Annotated in this window: 21 protein-coding genes; 9 read left to right on the top strand and 12 right to left on the bottom strand. The window is 71.0% G+C overall.

Features of this window, described 5'->3' with window-relative positions; all coding sequences use genetic code 11:
• Window positions 1-72 precede the first annotated feature (72 nt).
• The 3 genes from lat to ACWEIJ_RS20230 all read left to right on the top strand — a co-directional run bounded on the left by lat (window position 73) and on the right by ACWEIJ_RS20230 (window position 3,352).
• On the top strand, window positions 73-1,380 hold the full coding sequence (lat, locus tag ACWEIJ_RS20240) for an L-lysine 6-transaminase (RefSeq protein WP_449838717.1): 1,308 nt from the start codon (window positions 73-75) through the stop codon (window positions 1,378-1,380).
• 94 nt (window positions 1,381-1,474) lie between these two features.
• On the top strand, window positions 1,475-2,653 hold the full coding sequence (locus ACWEIJ_RS20235; RefSeq protein WP_449838716.1) for a threonine synthase: 1,179 nt from the start codon (window positions 1,475-1,477) through the stop codon (window positions 2,651-2,653).
• 423 nt (window positions 2,654-3,076) lie between these two features.
• Window positions 3,077-3,352 carry a hypothetical protein gene (locus ACWEIJ_RS20230; RefSeq protein WP_449838715.1) on the top strand — a complete coding sequence of 92 codons (276 nt, stop codon included), beginning with the start codon at window positions 3,077-3,079 and terminating at the stop codon, window positions 3,350-3,352.
• Here the strand turns inward: ACWEIJ_RS20230 and ACWEIJ_RS20225 are convergent.
• Both ACWEIJ_RS20225 and ACWEIJ_RS20220 read right to left on the bottom strand, forming a co-directional pair.
• Complete coding sequence (locus ACWEIJ_RS20225) at window positions 3,313-3,576, bottom strand: hypothetical protein (protein WP_449838714.1); 264 nt, start codon at window positions 3,574-3,576, stop codon at window positions 3,313-3,315. The genes ACWEIJ_RS20230 and ACWEIJ_RS20225 overlap by 40 nt on opposite strands.
• A gap of 124 nt (window positions 3,577-3,700) precedes the next feature.
• Window positions 3,701-4,126, bottom strand: a complete 426-nt coding sequence (locus ACWEIJ_RS20220) for a DUF6069 family protein (RefSeq protein WP_449838713.1) — start codon at window positions 4,124-4,126, stop codon at window positions 3,701-3,703.
• A 114-nt stretch (window positions 4,127-4,240) separates the two neighbouring features.
• Here ACWEIJ_RS20220 and ACWEIJ_RS20215 point away from each other — a divergent pair, with 114 nt between their 5' ends.
• Entirely contained in the window at window positions 4,241-4,810 is a 570-nt protein-coding gene (locus tag ACWEIJ_RS20215) for a TetR/AcrR family transcriptional regulator (RefSeq protein WP_449838712.1), read from the top strand.
• Between the two features lie 97 nt (window positions 4,811-4,907).
• On the opposite strand, the gene ACWEIJ_RS20210 is transcribed toward ACWEIJ_RS20215, so the two are convergent.
• Window positions 4,908-6,383 carry an RICIN domain-containing protein gene (locus ACWEIJ_RS20210; protein WP_449838711.1) on the bottom strand — a complete coding sequence of 492 codons (1,476 nt, stop codon included), beginning with the start codon at window positions 6,381-6,383 and terminating at the stop codon, window positions 4,908-4,910.
• A 323-nt stretch (window positions 6,384-6,706) separates the two neighbouring features.
• Window positions 6,707-7,996 (bottom strand): glycosyltransferase, encoded by a 1,290-nt coding sequence (locus ACWEIJ_RS20205; protein ID WP_449838710.1) that lies wholly within the window; start codon window positions 7,994-7,996, stop codon window positions 6,707-6,709.
• Window positions 7,997-8,076: 80 nt separating this feature from the next.
• On the opposite strand from ACWEIJ_RS20205, the gene ACWEIJ_RS20200 reads away from it, so the two are divergent.
• Together ACWEIJ_RS20200 and ACWEIJ_RS20195 are read left to right on the top strand one after the other, a co-directional pair.
• Window positions 8,077-8,703, top strand: a complete 627-nt coding sequence (locus tag ACWEIJ_RS20200) for a TetR/AcrR family transcriptional regulator (protein ID WP_449838709.1) — start codon at window positions 8,077-8,079, stop codon at window positions 8,701-8,703.
• A 128-nt stretch (window positions 8,704-8,831) separates the two neighbouring features.
• Entirely contained in the window at window positions 8,832-9,449 is a 618-nt protein-coding gene (locus ACWEIJ_RS20195) for a DUF4360 domain-containing protein (RefSeq protein ID WP_449838708.1), read from the top strand.
• Window positions 9,450-9,498: 49 nt separating this feature from the next.
• Here ACWEIJ_RS20195 and ACWEIJ_RS20190 read toward each other — a convergent pair whose 3' ends face one another.
• Window positions 9,499-9,741 carry a hypothetical protein gene (locus ACWEIJ_RS20190; protein ID WP_449838707.1) on the bottom strand — a complete coding sequence of 81 codons (243 nt, stop codon included), beginning with the start codon at window positions 9,739-9,741 and terminating at the stop codon, window positions 9,499-9,501.
• Between the two features lie 179 nt (window positions 9,742-9,920).
• Window positions 9,921-10,892, bottom strand: coding sequence for a LysR family transcriptional regulator (locus ACWEIJ_RS20185; RefSeq protein WP_449838706.1), 972 nt, complete (start codon window positions 10,890-10,892; stop codon window positions 9,921-9,923).
• Window positions 10,893-11,034: 142 nt separating this feature from the next.
• On the opposite strand from ACWEIJ_RS20185, the gene ACWEIJ_RS20180 reads away from it, so the two are divergent.
• Window positions 11,035-11,835 carry an alpha/beta hydrolase gene (locus ACWEIJ_RS20180; protein ID WP_449838705.1) on the top strand — a complete coding sequence of 267 codons (801 nt, stop codon included), beginning with the start codon at window positions 11,035-11,037 and terminating at the stop codon, window positions 11,833-11,835.
• A 10-nt stretch (window positions 11,836-11,845) separates the two neighbouring features.
• Entirely contained in the window at window positions 11,846-12,640 is a 795-nt protein-coding gene (locus ACWEIJ_RS20175; RefSeq protein WP_449838704.1) for an SDR family NAD(P)-dependent oxidoreductase, read from the top strand.
• Between the two features lie 34 nt (window positions 12,641-12,674).
• Here ACWEIJ_RS20175 and ACWEIJ_RS20170 read toward each other — a convergent pair whose 3' ends face one another.
• Entirely contained in the window at window positions 12,675-13,304 is a 630-nt protein-coding gene (locus ACWEIJ_RS20170) for an NAD(P)-dependent oxidoreductase (protein WP_449838703.1), read from the bottom strand.
• A gap of 79 nt (window positions 13,305-13,383) precedes the next feature.
• Here ACWEIJ_RS20170 and ACWEIJ_RS20165 point away from each other — a divergent pair, with 79 nt between their 5' ends.
• Entirely contained in the window at window positions 13,384-14,007 is a 624-nt protein-coding gene (locus tag ACWEIJ_RS20165; protein WP_449838702.1) for a TetR/AcrR family transcriptional regulator, read from the top strand.
• A 172-nt stretch (window positions 14,008-14,179) separates the two neighbouring features.
• On the opposite strand, the gene ACWEIJ_RS20160 is transcribed toward ACWEIJ_RS20165, so the two are convergent.
• The 5 genes from ACWEIJ_RS20160 to ACWEIJ_RS20140 all read right to left on the bottom strand — a co-directional run bounded on the left by ACWEIJ_RS20160 (window position 14,180) and on the right by ACWEIJ_RS20140 (window position 19,497).
• Window positions 14,180-15,295 (bottom strand): hypothetical protein, encoded by a 1,116-nt coding sequence (locus ACWEIJ_RS20160; protein ID WP_449838701.1) that lies wholly within the window; start codon window positions 15,293-15,295, stop codon window positions 14,180-14,182.
• A gap of 40 nt (window positions 15,296-15,335) precedes the next feature.
• The gene (locus tag ACWEIJ_RS20155) at window positions 15,336-15,863 is read right to left on the bottom strand and encodes a RipA family octameric membrane protein (RefSeq protein ID WP_449838700.1); all 528 of its coding nucleotides are present in this window, start codon (window positions 15,861-15,863) and stop codon (window positions 15,336-15,338) included.
• Between the two features lie 27 nt (window positions 15,864-15,890).
• On the bottom strand, window positions 15,891-16,163 hold the full coding sequence (locus tag ACWEIJ_RS20150; RefSeq protein WP_449838699.1) for a hypothetical protein: 273 nt from the start codon (window positions 16,161-16,163) through the stop codon (window positions 15,891-15,893).
• A 113-nt stretch (window positions 16,164-16,276) separates the two neighbouring features.
• Window positions 16,277-16,795: an AbfB domain-containing protein gene (locus tag ACWEIJ_RS20145; protein ID WP_449838698.1), complete on the bottom strand. Its 519-nt coding sequence runs from the start codon at window positions 16,793-16,795 to the stop codon at window positions 16,277-16,279.
• Window positions 16,796-16,866: 71 nt separating this feature from the next.
• Window positions 16,867-19,497 (bottom strand): LuxR C-terminal-related transcriptional regulator, encoded by a 2,631-nt coding sequence (locus tag ACWEIJ_RS20140; RefSeq protein ID WP_449838697.1) that lies wholly within the window; start codon window positions 19,495-19,497, stop codon window positions 16,867-16,869.
• Window positions 19,498-19,509 lie beyond the last annotated feature (12 nt).

The following is a 19,509-nucleotide window of genomic DNA, read 5'->3' as shown; positions in this document are numbered from 1 at the left end:
CAAGGTGAAACGAACCGATTTGTCAGGGGGACCGTCGTGGAAGAGGTGTTCACCCGCACTTCGCCGGAAAACGTGCGAAAGACGCTGGAGCCGCACCTGCTGCTGGACGGCTATCCGTTCGTGCTCGACCTGGAGAACAGCGCCGGTTCCTGGCTCGTCGCCGCGGACACCGGCGAGCGCTATCTGGACCTGTACTCCTTCTTCGCCTCCGCTCCGCTCGGTCTCAACCCGCCGTCCGTCGTGGCGGATCCGGAGTTTCGCGAACTGCTCGTCGGCGTGGCCGCGAACAAACCGGCCAACCCCGACTTCTACACCACCCATCTCGCGGACTTCGTCACGGTGTTCACCAGGGTCGTCGGTGATCCCGAGCTGCCTCACCTGTTCTTCGTCGAGGGCGGCGCCATGGCCGTCGAGAACGCTTTGAAATGTGCGTTCGACTGGAAGAGCCGGCACAACGAGTGGCGCGGCAGGCCCGCGTCGCTGGGCACGAAAGCAATGCACCTGACCAAGGCCTTCCACGGGCGCAGCGGATACACCCTGTCCCTGACCAACACCGACCCGAACAAGACGGAGCGGTTCCCCGTGTTCGACTGGCCGCGCATCGAGGTGCCGGCGGTGCGGTTTCCGCTCGAAGAACACCTGGCCGAGGTGGAGGCGGCCGAGCGCCTCGCCCTGCGGCAGGCGGAGGCGGCGTTCGAACGCCACGAGCACGACATCGCCTGCTTCATCGCCGAACCCGTCCAGGGCGAGGGCGGCGACAACCACATGCGTGCCGAGTTCCTGCATGCCCTCCAGGAGTTGTGCGCGGCGAACGACGCGTTGTTCGTGCTCGACGAAGTGCAGACCGGCGGTGGCGTGACCGGCACGCCGTGGGCCTACCAGGGCCTCGGCCTGGCCCCGGACGTCGTGGCGTTCGGCAAGAAGTTCCAGGTCGGTGGTGTGATGGCCGGACGTCGGGTGCTGACGATCCCCGACCACGTGTTCGCGGTCAGCGGGCGCATCAGCTCCACCTGGGGCGGCGGCCTGGTGGACATGGTCCGGTCGCGGCGGCTTCTGGAGACCGTGGAGGCGGAAGGCCTCATCGCCCGGGCCGGCGAACTGGGCCACTGGTTCCTGGACGGCCTGCGCGCGGTGCTGGCACGTCACCCCGGCTTGGGCGACAACGTGCGAGGACGTGGACTGATGTGCGCGTTCGACGCGCTGTCCGCGGCGCTCCGCGACGAGATCATCGCGTTGCTGCATGAGCGTGAGCGCGTGCTGATGCTGCCGTCGGGCGAGCGTTCGGTGAGGATGCGTCCGGCCCTGACGATCACTCGCGAGGAGCTGGGGGTCGCCCTCGCCGCCCTGGACCGCGTGCTCGGGGACCTGGCACGTGGCTGAGCCCGGCCGGCGTTGCCGCGCCGACTCGCAGGCGACGTGAGACACGTGGTGAGACAAGCCGAAAGTCCATCCGCCTCTCCGTCATGGTGTGCCGATGACGCGCTTCCGGTGGTCCTGCCTGAGATGCGGCCGGACCGAGCCCGATCTCACCTGCCTGCGCTGCCGCCACTGTGCCGGCGGAATCGACGCCGTGTACGACCTCGACCGGGTCGTCCTGCGGCGCGGTGTGCGTTCGCTGCACCGCTACGGCGACCTGCTTCCGTTGCAGGAGCCGGAGAACGCCGCGTGGCTCGGTGAGGGCGACACGCCCTGTGTGCATGCCGAGGCGCTCGGCCGCAGGCTGGGTGCGGAGGCGCTCTTCCTCAAGGTGGAGGGCCAGAACCCGTCCCGCAGCACCAAGGACCGGATCGCCGCGGTGGGACTGGCCAGGATGATCGAGCTCGGCATCACCGAGACCGTCGTCTCCTCCACCGGCAACAGTTCCACCGCGTACGCACTCGCGGCCCAGATGGTCGACCGCGTCACCGTGCATGTCTTCGTGGGAGAGGAGTTCCTGTCCCGGCTCAGTTACCCCGACCATCCGCGGGTGCGCACCTGGGTCGTGTCCGGCGGGTTCGGTGCCGCCGAGCGGGCGGCGCTCGAGTTCGCGCGGGACAGCGGTGTGCCGGCCGAGGGCGGGTTCTTCAACCCGGCCCGCCGGGACGGGCTCAAGCTCGCGTACCTGGAGGCGTTCGAACAGATGCCGGTGGCGCCGCGGTTCGTCTTCCAGGCGGTGAGCAGCGGGATGGGGCTCGTCGGTGGTCACAAGGGCGCACACGAGTTCCACCGGCTGGGTCTGCTGCCGCGCGTGCCGTCCTTCGTCGCGGTGCAACAGAGCACGTGCGCGCCGATGGCGTCCGCTTGGGCCGCGGGTCGCGCCGAGATCGTGCCGGACGACGTCGTGTGCGAACCGCGGGGCATCGCGGAGGCCATCCTGCGCGGCGATCCGACTGCCAGCTACCCCTACGTCGCCCAGCTGTGCCGGGACAGCGGCGGCCGGGTCGTCGCGGTCACCGAGGAGGAGATTCGGGCTGTGCGCCGGGCTTTGCTGGACGACGAGGGACTGTCCGTGTGCGCGGCCAGCGCCGCGTCGCTGGCCGGTGCGGCGAGGATGCTGCGCGACGGTCTAATCGCTCCCGGCGAACCGGTCCTGGTTAACCTCACCGGCGCGGACCGTCCTCTGTGGACCGCGCCGCGCACGGTGCACCGGTACGGCGAACTGGCGCGGCGCTGAGGCGGGTCGCGATCATCGGTGCCGCCACGGCACATCACCTGGCGGGACGGGCCGAGGTCGTGCTGATCGACGAACGGGGCGTCGGCGAGGGCACGACCGGGTGCAGTTTCTCGCGGCTCAGCGCTTGGGGAAAACGCCCGGACTGGTACTTCAGGCTCAACCACGAGGGCATGCGCGCGCACGCCGGACTGGCCGGCGCCTGGTACCACCCGTGCGGCACGCGGCCGACCGGGTCCGCGGCCGATCGCGAACAGGCCGTCCGTCTCGGCTACGCCGTGACTCAGGTCGATCAGGACACCGTGCTGCCGCCCGAGGAGGGCTGGGTCGACGCGCCGCCGTTCGCCCGGTCGATGGCTTCGGGTGCTCTCGTGCTGAAGCACCGGGTCACCGGGCTGCGTCCCAGTGCCGTCGAGGCGGAAGGTGGTGCCGGCGTTGGCGGCGGCGGCGATCAGCGACGTGCGGATCGGGTCACGGGTCGTGCCGCGCGGCGGGCTGCCGTCGATCGGGGCCGTGCCGGGGATTCCCGGCTATCTGCACGCGGTGGCGCACAGCGGCGTGATCCTCGCACCGGTGATCGGCGCCCGCCTGGCGGCGTTGGCCGTGGAGATCCCGTGCGGGGGAGGCGGTTCGGGACGGCGGTCGATCGCAGTCGGCGCGACTCACAGGTTCTCGAGCAGTCCGGCGACCTCGCGGGGGTGAGCGGACGGGCCGGTGGTCCGGCAGCCGTTGCTCCAGCCGAGGTCCTCACCCCAGCGCAGCACACGGCCACGATCGATGACCAGCTGGCCGCGCATCGGCCGGGCAGGTGTGAGTTCCAGGACGATCTGCGCGACGTCGATTCCTTCGCGGGTGAGCCGGTCGACCACCTCGTCGAAGTATCGTGCGACGGCGACCGGGGTGCGGATCGCGCCGGTCTGCTGCACTGGGTGCCTCCTGTGGGGCCAGGTGAACGCCCACACTCTCCGTCGTGTGGAGCAGTCCTCCCAGAGCACAAAGTCACGTCGTGACGGGGACTCTCGCGGCCGGACCGGTGCGGCGTCAGCAGGTTCAGATCGGCATCACCCGTGTCAGCACCGGCACCGCGGCAGCGGCGACGACGGTGTGCATCGCCATCAGCGCGATCGAGTTCACCGCGGTGGCGCCTGCCGCGAGGATGCCCAGGTCGGGAATCCACGAGAGCACGACGACGGTGGGCACCAGGACGCGCAGGACGCGCCGAGGGCTGCGGGCGGAGCGTCGCACGAGGTACCAGCCCAGCGTGCCGAGAAGGATGCCGATCACCGCGGCGGGCGCGTGCTCGGCCAGGGCCAGGCCCGTGCGCGGGGCACCGGCGGGGATGAACCGGCCCGCGAGGAGCGCGATCAGGAAGTTGACCACGATCGAGACGGCCGCGGCGCCGAGCAGGCCGAAGACGATCTCTCCCGCACTGGGCGCGAGACCTGCGGGGTGAGCGGGGACGCTGGTGTCGGCCATGAGCCCTGTCCTTAGGTAGAGTGATTTGCAAGTGGGCACTTGCAGTTACCGTAGGGCGGAGCTCGCACGTATGCAAGTGACCACTTGCATGATTTGGCGATCGAGGAGGCGTGCTTGGCCGGCCGGGTGTCCGACGAGACGGTGTTCGACGCGGTGCTGACCGTGGTCGCCGAACAGGGTTACGAACGGGCCACCACCCGCGCGATCGCCGATGCCGCCGGGATCAACGAGGCGACGTTGTTCCGCCGGTTCGGTTCCAAGGGGAACCTGTTGCGTCAGGCCGTGCGCGGCAGCTTCGCGGAGTTCGCGCTCGACCTCGGCTCACCGGGCGACGACGTGGCCGCCGACCTGCTCACGATCGTGAACTACTACTCGCGGCTCTACGAGACGCGCGGAGGGCTGGTGCTCACCCTGATGCGGGAGGCCGAGTTCAGCCCGGAGGTGGCGGCGGCGCTCGGTGAGCCGGAGGCACTGCTGGAACGGGTGGACGAGGTCGTCCTGCACCACCAGCGGCGCGGGGCGCTGGTCGCGGAACCGCCTCGGCAGACGTTCTTCGCCCTGGTGGGCCCGGTGATGATGCGGGCCATCGCGAGGAGGGTCGACCGGCGGGCGACTCAGCCGCCCGCCGACCCCGAGGTCGTCGTGCGGCGTTTCCTCCGCGGACACCGGCCGGAGGCCACGTGACGCTCGATGCCGGGCGAGGTCCAGGAGGCGGTGCGGCGCCGCCACCTGGACCCTCCTGATCATCTCGACGGTCCGGGACCCGGCACCGCCCGAGAGATCAGGACACGCGCCAGACCTGGCTGCTCGCGTTCGTCCCGGCGAGTTGCTGAACCTGGGCGCCACCGCCGGTGGACGAGCCCGCCACGCCGACCTGCAGGCCGCTGTTGACGTTCACCAGCACGTAGTCGTTGCCGTTGAGGCTGCCGACCAGGTCGGCCGCCCATTGCTGGCCGGGGCGGCCGTCACACGTCCACTGCTGCAGCTGCACGCCGGCCGCGGTCGACTGACCGGGCACGTCCAGGCACAGGCCGCTGTTGACGTTGACGACGGTGAAGACGTTGTCGGCGACCTTCGTGAGCTTCCACTGCTGGTTGGTGCCTCCGGTGGCCTGCCACTGGATGATCTTGCCGCCGTTGGCGGTGGAGGCGCCGGAGGCGTCCATCACCATCGAGCTGTTGCGGTTGGCCAGGGTGTGGACGGCGTTGCTGGGCAGTCCGGAGTTCGGTGACCACAGACCGGTTTCCGCGTCGAGGTTCCAGCTCGGGTACTGGCCCAGGTTGACCGTGGTGCCGCGAATGGTGAGCGGCAGCCAGATCAACGGCGAGTCGCCCATGTTGCCCAGGTTCCACCGGTCACCCGCGTAGACGTAGGTGGTCGCGGCACTGCCCTGGACCGTGATGATGTTCGCGGTCTGGCTGTTGTAGGTGTTCGTGCCGGGAGCCGCGAAGTTCCGGAACTCCGACCACGGCCCGGCGAGCGACGGTGCGGTGGCGTAGACGTTGTCGTTGGTGTTCCAGCCGGTCAGGTGCGAGACGAGCAGGTAGTACAGACCGTTGGCCTTGATCACGGCGGGTGACTCGTAGTTGGGCAGCGACGTCACCTGGCTCGCCACCGAGAGGTAGTCGGCGGAGAGGCGGTAGATGCGCAGGCTGCGTCCGGCGTTCTCGCTGAGCAGGTACGCACTGCCGTCGGTGTCCTGGAACAGGCCGATGTCGCGGCTCTGGTTGCCCAGCGGCTGGAAGCTGCCGCGGTAGCTGTAAGGACCGCACGGGGTGGTGCTGGTGGCCACGCCGACCCGCTGGTCGGAGTAGCTCGTGCTGTCGATGTGGAGGTACATCACGTACGTCCGCGTGGTCGCGTTGTAGATGACCTTGGGCCGTTCGACGATCCGGTTGGGGCCGAGGTCACCGCTGCCCTGCCTGGCCAGTGCGACACCCTGCCGCGTCCAGCTCGCCAGGTCGGTCGACGAGTAGCAGGGGATCTCCTGGAACGCGGTGTTGGAGCTGTTCTGGCCGATCTTGCCCTCGCCGAAGCCGTACCAGGTGGCACCCACCTTGACGATCCCCAGTCCGTGCAACTGCAGGGAGCGGCCGCTGGTGTCCGTGCGCACGGCACCGAGAGTGAAGGTGTTCGACGCGGCCTGCGCCCGGCCCGCCGGCGCCACGAACCCGGCGAGACCGGCGATGAGGACTACGAGTACCGCGAGAGTCGTGCGCGAGCGCCCGGCTACGAGGTGAGGCGACTTGCTCGACATCGGGATCCTTTCCTGTGCAGTGCTGGTGCTGCGGCGGCGGCTCGATGTCATCGCGGGGTGGGCTGAGAACGCTCTCATTCGGCGTGCCCACCCTGGGTCACCGCAGTCTGGCACTGGGTTGTTAGCGCTCACAAGGGCGGCCGAGCTTTCGCTTTCCGAACGGAAAGCCGCTGTGGCCACTCGAAGAGGTCCCCGGCGGCAGGCACGGTGCACCGTCAAAGCGACTGTTCCCACAGTCGCTTCAGTGTGGACTGAACTTCGTGAACCAGAACAGGGTCATGTCCGTCGGCGGGCGAGACCGTGCGGCCTCGCCCGCCGGTGTCTCACTTCCGGAACGCCTCCGCGACGACGTCCACGATCAGCCGCGGACCGTCGACCTTCTCGTACGCCAGGGAAAGCTCGGCCGCCTTGTCCCGAAAGGACGGTGCGGCCAGGACCTGCCGGACCGCACCGGCCACCTCTTCCGGCGTCGGACGCTGGGTCCGCAGGTCGATGCCGAGGCCGAGCAGCCCGACCCGTGCGGCGATCGCGGGTTTGTCCTCGGTCTGCCCGGCCACCACGACCGGGACGCCGGCCGCGAGCGCCTGCTGCGTGGCGCCGTAGCCGCCGTTGGTGACGAACACGTCCGCGTGGGGGAGCAGCCGGTCGAACGGCACGAACTCCTCGATGACGGCGTTCGCCGGCACGGGACCGGTCAGTGCGGTGGCCGGGCGTCCCAGCGCTGCCACCACCAGGACGTCCTCGCCGTCGAACGCGGCCAGCGTCGGCTCGACGAGTTCGGAGAGGTCGTCGTTGGCCAGCGTCCCCTGCGTCACCACGACGACCGGGCGGCCGGTGTCCAATTCGGACCACCAGGCGGGTTCGGTCCAGCCCGCGGGGGCGACCGGCGGCAGCGGCCCGACGAACCGCACCAGGTTCTCCGGCAGGTCGGAGCGGGGGAACTCGAACTCCGGCACGGTCAGCTGCAGCACGTCGTCCGGCTCGGTGTACATCGTGGCGAAGTAGTTCGGCATCGTGAACCCGGTGGCGCCCAGACCTTCGACCACGCGTTGCAGGTACTCGGCCGCACCGGACAGCGCGGCGGCGAGCCCGGCGTTCATCGCGCGGTTCGCCTCCACCTGGTCGGCACCCGGCGCGACCGGCGCCGGGCCGAACGGCGTGGTGTCGTCGCTGGGGTAGTAGAGCGGCGAGATGCCGACGCCGATCCACCGACGCGGCCGGATGCCGGCGCCGTGCAGCGACGGCAGACCGCCGAGGAACATCAGCTCGGCGACGACCACCGCGTCCGGATCTTCGGCCAGTAACTCCTGGATCAGCGCGTGCTGGTCGGGAACGGCGTCGCCGAAGACGTGCGAGACGTCCCAGGTGAGCATCTCCGGGCCGGGGGAGAGCGTGGACCGCTCCGGGAAGAACTCGGCCATCCGGCGGTCGTCGTAAGCGGCCTTGCCGGTGAGAGGCCGCAGGGTGGCGCCTGCCTGTGCGACGTGGCCGGCGAACCGCTCACCGCCGACGAAGGTGACGTCATGTCCGGCGGTGACGAGCTCGCCGGCGATCTGGATCATCGGGAACGTGTGGCCCGCCAGCGGACTGGCGGCCACGACAACACGACTCACGGGTGCTCTCCTGAATTGGGCATAACAGTGTTCCGGTCAATGTCCGCCTAGACTATCTCGTAAGGGGCGAAAGGAGAGACGTGGCCCGCACCTATCGCTCGCCGTCGCGAGAGAAACGGGCTGAGCAGACGAAAGTCCAGATCTGCCTGGCCGCCGAGCCCCTCTTCTCCGAACAGGGCTACGCGGCCACGTCGATGCGCCAGCTCGCCACCGTCGCCGGTGTCTCCATGGACACGATCTACGCGTTGGGCGGCAAGGCCGACGTGTTCCTCCGGGCGCTGGAGATCGCGCTGAGCGGAACGACCGACGGAACGGCCCTCTACGCGCGCCCGGAACTGGCGGCACCACCACCGGGCGGAACGCTCCGCGACGCTCTCGCGCTCGTCGCCACGACGCTGACGGACGCCAACCGGCGCAGCGCCGGCATGTGGTCGGCCTTCGTGGAGGGCGCGAACACCGACCCGGTGCTCGCGGTCGCGTACCGCAAGAGGATCGAGGACATGCGGGAGGAAGGCCGCCGCCTGATCCACCGGCTGGCGGGGTGGGGGCTCTGCCGGCTTCCCGACGACGTCGACCGCACCGTCGACCTGTGCTGGGTCACCGCGCAACACGGCGCCTACACGTTGCTGGTGCGGGACTGCGGGTGGACTCACGAGGCGTACCGGGACATGTTGCTCGAGCGGTTCCTGGAACTGCTCGACCGCTGACGGCACTGATCGTCAGGCAATCGCAAGGCGATCGGAAACGCTCACGCCCCGGCCATCGGGTTGGGTACCTCTGGAAGCCGCTGATCGCGTCGCCGCCGCTGCTCAGCGCACGAGCCGGAAGGTGCTCAATGATCAACGCAATTGTCGCCGCCGCCCTGGCGATGTCCACCGCCGTCCTCCCGCAGACCGACGTCCCGCCGCCCGGCAGGGTCACCATCGACGTGGCCACCGTCAACGGAACCGGCTGCCCCAACGGCACCGCAGGCGTGGAGGTGTCACCGGACAACACCACCTTCCACGTGATCTACAGCAGCTACATCGCCCTGGTCGGCGTCGGCGCCGGGCCGACCGACTTCCGCAAGAACTGCCAGCTGAACCTCCGCGTGAACGTGCCGGAGGGCTTCACCTACGGCATCTCCGAGGTCGACTACCGCGGCTTCGTCCAGCTCGCACCCGGTGCCAACAGCTCCTTGAGATCCACCTACTACTTCCAGGGCTCGCCACAAACGGAGTACAAGAGCCACAAATGGCAAGGCCCGGTGAGCGACGAATGGCAGGCCACCGACGTGGACTGGATGATCGTCTACCGGCCGTGCGGCGGAAGCAGGAACATCAACCTCAACACCGAGTTGCGGGTCAACGCGGGCACGTCGGACCCGAAGACGACGACGAGCTTCATGGCGATGGACTCGACCGACGCCTACATCGCCACGGACTACCACTTCGCCTGGAAGCGTTGCCCATGAGCCCGTGGTGGTGGGAACGCCTGGACGTGTGCCTTCCCACCACCACTTCTCAGAAGCTGTTGCAGCGCGCCTGGTTGAACTCCAGGAAGCCGGAGAGGCGGCCGGAACTGACCACACCGCCCTGGCAGTCGATGGACCGGAACCCGTTGAAAACCGTGTGATCGCGGTCCGCCCACCACTGGTACAGGCATGCGTACCCGCTCTTGCACGCTGGAATCGCTTGTGCCTCACCGACGGGCATGACCACGGCACCGCACACGGTGGCGGCAACGAGCAGCAGGCGACGGATCACGACCGCGTCCTTTCCGGCAGGGTTCGCTGACGTGGTCCGGTGATCACGTCATTCTCCCCAGCAGAATCCCACCGCGATCATCACGCGAACACCACCGACCGGATCTCAGGGCGTTGGTGCCCGCGGGGCCAATCCGACGCGTTGACCAGTACGGCGATCGGAGCCGGGTCCCCGAGCACCTAGATCGTCAGCGCTGCCGCGTCGAGGAGGTCTTCCGGTGGCACCCAGAGCGGGCCGCCGTCCCGCTCGGGCTGCAGCCAGCGGCGGCGTTCGGCTGTTTCCCGGGCAAGGCGGAGGAACTGCCGAACGGCTTCCGACGGTTCGCCGTCGCGCCACGCCAGGGACCACGGGTACACGGGCCGGAGCTCTTCCGGTCGATGGATCGGTATGCCCTTGTCCAGGTACCGGCGGGCATAGCTGTCGAATTCGAGCACATAGGCCAGGGTGCGGGCACGGACGAGTGCCGCGTGGCAGTGGTCGAAGGTGCCGGGGTTGCCGAGCCACCGCAACGCCAGGCCGGTGTGCTGCTCCAGGGAGCTGAGGTAGCGCCCGTGCGTGTTGTAGAGGGCGGAGCCCGGTGGATCCCCGAAGACCTCCATGGGGCGTTCGTGCAGTGACGCGGAGGGGCGAGGCGAATCTCCTGGCCGGCCGACGAGCCAGAACGGTTCGAGCCGCAGCAACGCGTGCCGCCATCCCGCCGGGTGGTTGGTCCTCATCGTCGCGGTGACCCGGATGATCGCGACGTCGAGCTGGTGGGCCAGCAGCGCGGCCAGCTGCCGGGTGCTGTCCATCGAGCTCTCCACGACCTGCACCTCGGGGAACCGCTCGTGAAAGGCGTCGGCGAGGACGCGTCCGCTGTCCAGGCTGAAGATGTGCGCGATGCGGACGCGATCGGGTTCCGGCTCGCGCTGCATGCCCTCCGCGAGGGCCAGCAGCTGCCTCGCCTGCTCCAGGAAGTGCTCACCGCGCGGCGTGAGTGCGACGTGGCGGCTGTCGCGCACCAGCAGCAGGCCGCCCAGGTCGTCCTCCAGCTTGCGAATCTGCTTGGACAACGCCGGCTGGCTGATGAACAGCCTGGCCGCCGCCCGGCCGAAGTGCAGCTCCTCGGCGACCGTGACGAAGTAGCGCACCAGCCTGAGGTCGAGATCCATCCGGTCCTCCCGGCTTGGCCGTGGGGCGGGACCGGCAACGATGCCGGTGCGGTTATCGATCGCGGTGCAACGGATCTTGGACGCCGCCCGGTCGCCGGAGTTGTCTGACACCGGAAACCCACGCGGACGGAGGATCATCATCATGCCGGACCAAAGACCGCCGGTCGTGTTCATCCACGGCCTGTGGCTGCACGCGACCAGTTGGCAGCCCTGGATCGACCACTTCGAGGCGGCCGGACACTCCGCCATCGCGCCCGGCTGGCCCAACGAGCCCGACACCGTCGAAGCGGCGAGGGAGCACCCGGAGGCGGTCGCGGACACGACCATCGACCAGGCCACCGAGCACTTCGCCTCGATCATCGCCGGCCTCGGAGAGGCCCCGGTCGTCATCGGCCACTCCTTCGGAGGCCTGATCACGGAGAAGCTGCTCGGCCGGGGCATCGGACGTGCCGGCGTCGCGATCGACCCGGCGCAGATCAAGGGCGTCCTCCCGCTCCCGCTCGCCCAGTTGCGCTCCGGACTGCCCGCGCTGGGCAACCCGGCCAACCTGCACCGCGCCGTCATGTTGAGCGAGAAGGAGTTCCGCTTCGGCTTCGGCAACGCGCTGACCGAGCAGGAGTCGGCGGACATCTACCGGCGGTGGGTGGTCCCGGCACCGGCCCGTCCGCTGTTCCAGGTGGCGGCCGCGAACTTCGTGCTGCACTCGCAGGCGCAGGTCGACACCCACCGCGCCGATCGCGGACCGCTGCTGCTGATCTCGGGAACCGCCGACCACACCGTGCCCGACGTCGTGACCCGCTCGACGCTCAAGCAGTACCGGGACTCCACCGCGGTCACCGAGTTCAAGCAGTTCGAAGGCCGCGGCCACTCCCTCACGGTCGACAGCGGCTGGCGCGACGTCGCCGACACCGTCCTCGGCTGGCTGCACACCCACGGCATCTAGGGAGACACACGTGGATCTCGGACTCGACGGCCAGGTCGCCGTCGTCACCGGTGCCAGCAAGGGCATCGGTCTGGCCATCGCCAAGGCCCTCGTAGCCGAGGGCGCCCACGTCATCGCCGGCGCCCGGTCCAGCAGCCCGGAACTCGACGCGCTCACCGAGAACGGCAAGGCCGTCGCCGTCGCCGTCGACCTCGGCACCCCCGACGGCCCAGGCCGGCTCGTGGACGCGGCGCTGGCCGCCCGCGGCCGCCTCGACGTCCTGGTCAACAACGTCGGCTTCGTCACGCCGAGGACCACCGGGTTCCTGCTCGTCACCGACGACCAGTGGGCGCACTCGATCACGCTGAACTTCCTGGCCGCGGTCCGCACCACCAGGGCCGCCCTGCCCGCGATGCTGACCGCCGGCCGGGGCAGCATCGTCAACACGGCCTCGGTCAACGCCACCCTGCCGGACCCCACCGTGATCGACTACGGCACGGCGAAGGCCGCACTGGTCAACCTCACCAAGGCGCTGTCCAAGGAATTCGGCCCGCACGGCATCCGGGTCAACTCCATCAGCCCCGGCCCTGTCGCGACCGACCTCTGGCTGGGCACCGGCGGCGTGGCCGAGACCCTCGCCGCCACCGCGGGCGCGACACCGGGTGCCGTCGCCGACCAAGCCGCGGCCCAGGCGGTGACCGGTCGTTTCACCAGGCCGGAGGAGGTCGCCGACCTCGCGCTGTTCCTGGCCAGCGATCGCGTCGCCGGCAACGTCACGGGCGCGAACATCGTCATCGACGGCGGCTTCACCACCGAAACCCACTGACTGCCGATAGCGGTCCTTTGTGGACTACGGCGGGTCAGTTCGCGATGGAGACCGCGACGTGGACGAGCTCCGGATCGGCCAGGCAGCGCAGGATGCCGTCGGCGAGATCGGCGCGGGACAGTCGCAGGCCGCCTCGGACGTTGCGGTCGAGGGCGATGCGGTAGGCGCCGGTCCGCCTGCCGTCGGTCAGCATCGGCGGACGCAGGATCGTCCAGTCGAGCTCGCTCGCGCGCACGAGGTCTTCCATGCGCCGCATGTCGGCCCAGGTGTGGCGGAGCAGCCTGCGCAGGATCGGCTTGGCGGCGAACCGGGTCATCGGTCCGTCGCCGGTGGTGACCATGCCGCTGTTGCTCACCGCGACCAGTCGCCGCGTGCCGTGGTGCCGCATCGCGCTGAGGATGCTGGCCGTGCTGTCGGTCTGCACGGTGGTGGGCTTGCTCGCCTGGCGCGGGCCGATCGCCGTGACGACGGCGTCCTGTCCGGCGAGGAGCGGGCCGATCGCGTCCGGGTCCATGACGTCCGCGGCGACCACCGAAAGACGCGGGTGTCCGGGCAGGTCCGCCGCGCCCCGGACGATCGCGGTGACCTCGTGACCGGCCGCACCGGCCTGCTCCAGGAACTGCCGGCCGGTGCGCCCGCTCGCGCCGAACAAGGCGATCTTCATGACGTCCTCCAGTTGGTGAGTACTCACTAACCGGTATGGTGGGTGAGTACTCACTTACCTGTCAACCGGAAAGGCGACGATGAGCACTCGCGACCGGATGCTCGACGCGGCCGCACACGTGATGCGCACCCACGGGCTCGCCCGTGCGACCACCAAGCAGATCGCGAAGGAAGCCGGCTACTCCGAGGCCGCCCTGTACAAGCACTTCCGGGACAAGACGGACCTGTTCCTGGCCGTGTTGAGCGAACGCGCGCCCAACACCCTCGCCACCCTGCTCGGCGGGCTGGACCAACGAGTGGGGCACGTGGCGGTGCAGGCGACCCTGGAGGACATCGCGCAAGCGGCGATCACGTTCTACCGCCACAACTTCCCCATGGCCGCGTCGCTGTTCGCCGAACCCCAGCTGCTGGCCGCGCACAGCCAGGCGCTGCGCGAGCGCGGCGCCGGACCCGCTCGCGTGGTCGACGCCGTGGCCGGCTACCTCGCCGCGGAACAGGACCTCGGCCGGGTCGAGCCCGCCGCCGACCCGCAAGCCGCCGCCGCGCTCCTGCTCGGCGCGTGTTTCCAGCACGCGTTTCTGAGCTACTTCACCGACCGGCGCGACGACGAGGATTCCGACCGGCGCTTCGCGGTGTCGCTGGTCGCCACTCTCGTCGGCGGTTTGCTGCCTCGTCAGGCCATCGACCGCGGACCAGCCGATTGACCGGACTCGCGTCACGAGGTCTCGATGAGCTTCCTCAGCGGTGCGTCGCGCGGAGTTCGGCCCACCACTGATCGGGAAGGCCGATCGTGTGGCGCAGGACGTCGGTGGGGAGTGGCACTCGTAGAAGGGGCGAGCAGTTCTGGGGCTTCCTCCGCCGCCGCCGCACACCGGATCACCCGACGCGGGTGTCGATGGTGTCGCGCAGGGCGCGGGCGAACCGGCGCAGGCCGTGCGGGTCGGTGCGGTAGGCGAGGATCTCCAGGCCGTCGACGTCCCGGGCCAGCGGGGAGCTGAGCACCACGCGGCCGTCGGGCAGGGTCCGGGTCAGCGCGTCCAGCCGGCCGACCAGGACGCAGCGGTGCCCGAGCACCGGCAGCAGCGTGGTCACCTCCCAGCGCAGGCTGTCCGACGGGACGGTGACATCGATGATCACCGCGCCCGCCGAGTGCGCGAACGCGAGCACGGCCTGCCGCCACACCGCGTGCGCGACGGTCACCACGATCAGCCGGGGCGCGAGGACCTTGCCGGCGCGGCGCGCGATCGCGGACACCCGGCCGGTGATCTCCCGGCCCGAGCGGATCCGGTCGGTCAGCGCGCGTTCGGACCGCCGTGCCCGGACATAGCTGATCAGCAGCAGCGGCACGGACACCCCGAGCAGCGCCAGCAGCAACACCCCTCCGAACATCACGACCATCGCGACGCCGAGGCCCGCGCCGAGCGCGCCGCCGATCTGGTCCAGGTACTGGTCGCCGCTGGAGTGCGTCACCCGCCCGGTCGTCGCGAAGTGCTCGAACAGCTGCTGCCCGCCGATCCCCGCGAACCACCACACCAGCGCGGCGACGGCCACCACCAGCAGCACCAGGGTGGCGCCCGAGGCGCGGCGCGGGGTGGTGGAGCCGCCGATGCCACGCGCCATGTCGTCGTCGAAGGTGACCAGCCGCCACACCCCGCCCAGCGCGGTGGTCGCGGCGGCGCTGACCGCTCGGGTGGCGTCGACGTACCCGAAACGGCGCAGGAAGAGCACCACCCGGCGGCGACCGCGCAGCAGCCGCAGCCCGAGCCACAGCCCGAGCACGGCGGCCACCGCGCACCCCGCCGTGTACAGCACGGCACTGGTCCGGTCGGCCGCGTCGACCGATCCGGTGACCTCGAAGGTGAGCAGGTAGGCCAGCATGATCAGCCCGAGCACGCCGACCAGGATCAGCGGCAGCGAGACCGCCACCGCGAGCGCCCGGCCCAGCCGCCCAGGGGCTGGACGCGGCCCGTCCAGCACGATTCGCACCCCCATGTCCCCTCCTCTTCCTCCCCGGCGGCCCTTCAACGACCGGTCAGCGCGGCACGACGGCGAGCACGAACCCGACGACGTCCAGCACGGCGAAGGTCACCGGCAACCACTGCTCCAGGCGAGTCAGGGGCCAGTACCGGCCCCGATCGAGGCCCTCGCCGAGCGCCCGCCACTCGGCCTGCCAGTACGGCGAGGCCGGCAGCTTCTCCTCCAGCATCCCGATCACCACGTACTTGGCGGCGTTGAGCTGGCGGTAGGAGCGGACCAGCCAGAACCAGGCGCCGTTCTGCACCAGCAGCAGGAGCAGCGCCAGCGCGAGCAGCCAGGACGTCAGCAGCTTCGCCTGCCACAGCGCCCCGGCCGCCGTCAGCGTCGCCGTGGTGAGACTGAGGAAGAACCCGTTGGCCAGCGCCCGGCGCGCGCTGACCCGGTCCGCCATCTCGACGCACATCTTGTACTGCTCCAGGACGACGGCCTGGTCGGCGGCCACGCCGGCGGTCCACAGGCCGGCCCGGACGCCGGGCACGTCGATCGGCCTGGTCCGGAAGTACTCCGAGAACGGCACAGCCACGAGATCACTCCACGAGCGGGCGACGGGTCAGTGGATGACGGCGGCCTGGTGCAGGACCAGCAGGGCGATTCCCGCCGCCACCACGAGCACCACCAGCGTCACCACGAACCTGATCAGGCGGCCGATCAGGCCGAGCGGGCCGGATCGGCGGCGCGGGTGGTGGCCGCCGCGGCGGGCGGCGTCGGAGGCTCCGCGCACCAGGTGCTGGTGGCTGGCGGAGGCGTGCTGCTGCGAGGCGGTGCTGAAGGATCGGGCCGCCTGCTGCGCGGCACGCTGTCCCATGGATCCCGGATTGGTCATCGTGACCCTCCCTCGTGGTGGTCCGGCTCGGTGGCCGATCAGCTGGACGTTGAACGTGAGTCGCCACACCGCGCCGGTCGGGTTGCGGAGCGCCCGGCGGGTCGTGGGCTCCTTCACTTGATGGGCGGGTGGACCGGCCCGGGGTTGAACCCGTCGACGATTCGGAACGTGGCGTCCTGGCGCCCCTGGTCGTCGGCGGCCGGTTCCAGGTGCAGCCGGAAGTCGCGGTGCCGCAGGTGCCGGTCCGGGAAGTTCACCGACTGGAACGACACCCACGAGGCGTCGGCCAACCCCGGCACCACGCGGAACGCGGCGTCGGCGTAGAACAACTCGGACTCGGGGGTGAGATAGCTGGGCGGCCGGTTCGGGTCGACGACGAGCAGGTCCGGTTGCAGCCACACCGCGAAGTCCTGGTGGCGCAACCGGAATCCCGGGATGTTCGACGCCCGGAACACGATGCCCTCGCCGACGCCGGGGTTGCGGTCGCCGCGCCCGGAGCCGAACGTGGCGTCGGCGCGGTCCAGGTCGGTGGTGATCGTGGTCAGCACGGCGACGAAGTCGCGGTGCCGGACGTAGTGCGTCGGAAAGTTGTAGGACTGGATCGACAGCGACGGCAGGCGTTGTCCGGTCATCTGATCGCCCCCTGGTTCGAACGGCTGTGATCAGCGTGGTGGCGGGGCGAGCGGGGGCTGCGAGTAGTCGGCTACTCGAATTTCGGCGGCGGCCCGAGCACGAGGGCCGCGAGTTCGGCGCGGGTGGTCGTGCCGAGCTTCGCGTTCACCCGGTAGAGGTGCCCCTCGACGGTGCGCACCGACACCGTCAGAGACTCGGCGATCTCCCGGTTGGACCGTCCGCGCGCCGCCAGCGTCGCGATCTCCCGCTCCCGCGCGGTCAGCGGCAGTGGGGTGGCGCCGGCGACCACGGCCGGAGTGCGCGCGCCTTCGCAGGTGTCGGCCAGCTGTGCGGTGCGAGCGGCGGCGGCGTGCGTGGCAGCCCGCTGCCCGCGCCGGGAGAACGCGACTGCGGCCTGCCCGGCCGCGTCGGCCGCCGCCGTCAGGTCGCCGATCCGCTCCAGCGCGTGGGACGCGGTCAGCAGTGCCTCGCCGTCGTCGGCGGCCACCGCGGTGGCGTGTTGAGCCGCCGCCGGGGCGCGCGGTCCGGCGACCCGCGCGGCGAGGTCGGTGAGCTGGTCCGCCACGGTCCGGTCACCCAGCCGCACCGCGGTGTGCAGCGCGTACGCCTGGTGCGCGACCTGCCCTCGTTCGGCGGCCAGCGCGGCGGCCCGGTGCGCCTGCGCCACCGCCTCGCTCACCGCTCCGCGTGCTGCGGTCGCCCAGGCGCGCGCCACCTCCAGGTCGGGTGCGATGAACGCGTTGCCGGGGTGCCAGGTGGCGGCGGCGTCGCGGAGTGCCGCGTCACTGCCCTCGGCGTCGCCGGCCAGCGCCAGCGCCTGCGCCAGGCTGACCAGGCAGTGGCTCTCGAACCCGGAGGTGTCGGCCGGCGAGAGCTGCGCGCGGGCCTCCCGCAGCCGGCGCGCGGCGGTGTGCAGCCGTCCGCCCGCCAGCGCGGCGTGCCCGGCCAGCGCCAGCCCGTAGAACTGCGGCGGCCCGAGGATGTCCGCGCCGCGCCGACGCAGTTGGGCGGCGACCTCGCTCATCTCGGTGAGGTACCCGGCCAGCCGCAGCCCGACGGTGTGCAGGTAGCCCAGGCCGAAGCTGGGCACGGCCGCCTCGAACGAGCGCGCCCCGGCGTCGTAGGCGCGGGTGGCCGCCGCGCCGATGTCGTCCACCCGGCCGAGCAGCCCGAGCCCGCCGACCAGCCCGAACGAGCCCATCACGATCAGCAGGTCGGGCAGGGCCGGCTCGGCGAGCGCCTCGGTCGCGGCGATCACCGCGGGCTCGGGGTGGCCGAGCTGGAGGTCGAACGCGGCGCGCAGGGCGAGCAGCACCATCCTGCTGGCGTGGTCGGTCACCGCCGCTTCGGCCTGGTCCAGCACGGCGAGCGCGGCGGCCGGGTCGCCCAGGGTGTAGAAGCTGTTCGCGGCTCGGGGCACCGCGACCCGGACGCGTTCCACGTCGGTGCCGGCGAGGTCCACGACGGCGGCCAGTTCGCGGTCCGACTCGGCGCCCCGGCTCAGCCACGACAACGCGTTGCCCAGCGTGAGCCGCGCGTCGAACCCGCCGCCGGCCTCCACCGCGGCCCGCGCCAGCCGTTCGGCCAGCGGCAGGTCCAGCAGCTGGATCGCGGCCCCGGCCGCGGCGGTCAGCGACTCGGGATCGGGAGTGAGGTCGGAGTCCACGGCGAGCACCGCGCGCCGCAGGGTGTCCTCGGCGCGCCGGGCGCCGGTGCCGGCCAGGGCGGTGGCGATTCGGCCGCGCAGCCGGCGGGCCCGCAGCTGCCCGATCCTGGCTCGGCGCACCTCGCCGTACAGCGGGTGCGCCAGCCGGGCGTTCCAGCGCCGGCCGTCCGCCGTCACCTGCACCAGGTCGCGTGCCTCGGCCTGTTCGACGGCGTCCGGGCTGGTCAGCGCGGCGAGCAGGGCCACGCCGAGGGGTTCGCCGAGGGCGAGCAGGTCGACCACGTCGCCGAGCTGGTCGGACAGCTCGCCCATCCGGGTGCCGACCAGTGCGACCAGCCCAGGTGACATCTCGGGTTGACCGGACCAGCTCCACATCCCGTCGACGCGCGTCAGCCGGCCGGCCTCCAGTTCGCTGTCCACCAGCTGCCGCAGGTAGAGGGCGTTGCCCCTGGTGAGCGCCCAGGCACGGGTGGCGCTGCCGGGGGCGACCGGTCCGCCCAGCACCGCCTCCAGCAGCACCGCGGTCTCGGCTTCGGTCAGAGACCGCACTTCCAGCCGGTCGAGGTGCCCGTCCTTCCACAGCGCGGTGACCGCGTCCGGCGCGGGTTCGTCAGTGCGAATGGTGACGATCACGGTCGCCGCACCGGTCAGCACCAGCTGGTGCAGCAGCAGCGCGGACAGCTCGTCGAGCAGGTGGGCGTCGTCGACGCCGACCACCACGCCGGCCCGGCCGCCGCCGGTGCCCAGGGCGGTCACCGCGTCCCGGAGCGCGCGGCTGGGGTCGCCGGCAACGCCGCCGAGCAGTCCGGCGAACGCGCCGAGCGGCAGGGCACGGGCGGAGGTGGTGGCGACGGCCCAGCGGGTGAGCGCACCCCGGTGTCCGGCGGCGAGCAGGGCTTCCTGTGCCAGCCGGGTCTTGCCGACTCCGGCGGCGCCGGCCAGCACCAGGCCCCGAGGCCCGCTGCGACGTCGCATGGCGGTTTCCACGAGTCGCAACTCGGCCGCGCGACCGGTCAACGGCCAGGTTCGCCCCATGGTGAAAATCGT

This window comes from Lentzea sp. NPDC004789 (genome assembly GCF_053601075.1).
The sequence above is the reverse complement of the archived record's forward strand: the minus strand, read 5'-3'. Positions and strand labels throughout refer to the sequence as shown.

Excerpts from the sequence above, each read along its gene's own strand:
- ACWEIJ_RS20235 (WP_449838716.1), top strand. The coding sequence starts at position 1,475 with ATGACGCGCTTCCGGTGGTCCTGCCTGAGATGCGGCCGGACCGAGCCC.
- ACWEIJ_RS20220 (WP_449838713.1), bottom strand. The coding sequence starts at position 4,126 with ATGGCCGACACCAGCGTCCCCGCTCACCCCGCAGGTCTCGCGCCCAGT.
- ACWEIJ_RS20210 (WP_449838711.1), bottom strand. The coding sequence starts at position 6,383 with ATGTCGAGCAAGTCGCCTCACCTCGTAGCCGGGCGCTCGCGCACGACT.
- ACWEIJ_RS20195 (WP_449838708.1), top strand. The coding sequence starts at position 8,832 with ATGATCAACGCAATTGTCGCCGCCGCCCTGGCGATGTCCACCGCCGTC.
- ACWEIJ_RS20185 (WP_449838706.1), bottom strand. The coding sequence starts at position 10,892 with ATGGATCTCGACCTCAGGCTGGTGCGCTACTTCGTCACGGTCGCCGAG.
- ACWEIJ_RS20180 (WP_449838705.1), top strand. The coding sequence starts at position 11,035 with ATGCCGGACCAAAGACCGCCGGTCGTGTTCATCCACGGCCTGTGGCTG.
- ACWEIJ_RS20170 (WP_449838703.1), bottom strand. The coding sequence starts at position 13,304 with ATGAAGATCGCCTTGTTCGGCGCGAGCGGGCGCACCGGCCGGCAGTTC.
- ACWEIJ_RS20165 (WP_449838702.1), top strand. The coding sequence starts at position 13,384 with ATGAGCACTCGCGACCGGATGCTCGACGCGGCCGCACACGTGATGCGC.
- ACWEIJ_RS20160 (WP_449838701.1), bottom strand. The coding sequence starts at position 15,295 with ATGGGGGTGCGAATCGTGCTGGACGGGCCGCGTCCAGCCCCTGGGCGG.
- ACWEIJ_RS20150 (WP_449838699.1), bottom strand. The coding sequence starts at position 16,163 with ATGACCAATCCGGGATCCATGGGACAGCGTGCCGCGCAGCAGGCGGCC.
- ACWEIJ_RS20145 (WP_449838698.1), bottom strand. The coding sequence starts at position 16,795 with ATGACCGGACAACGCCTGCCGTCGCTGTCGATCCAGTCCTACAACTTT.
- ACWEIJ_RS20140 (WP_449838697.1), bottom strand. The coding sequence starts at position 19,497 with ATGGGGCGAACCTGGCCGTTGACCGGTCGCGCGGCCGAGTTGCGACTC.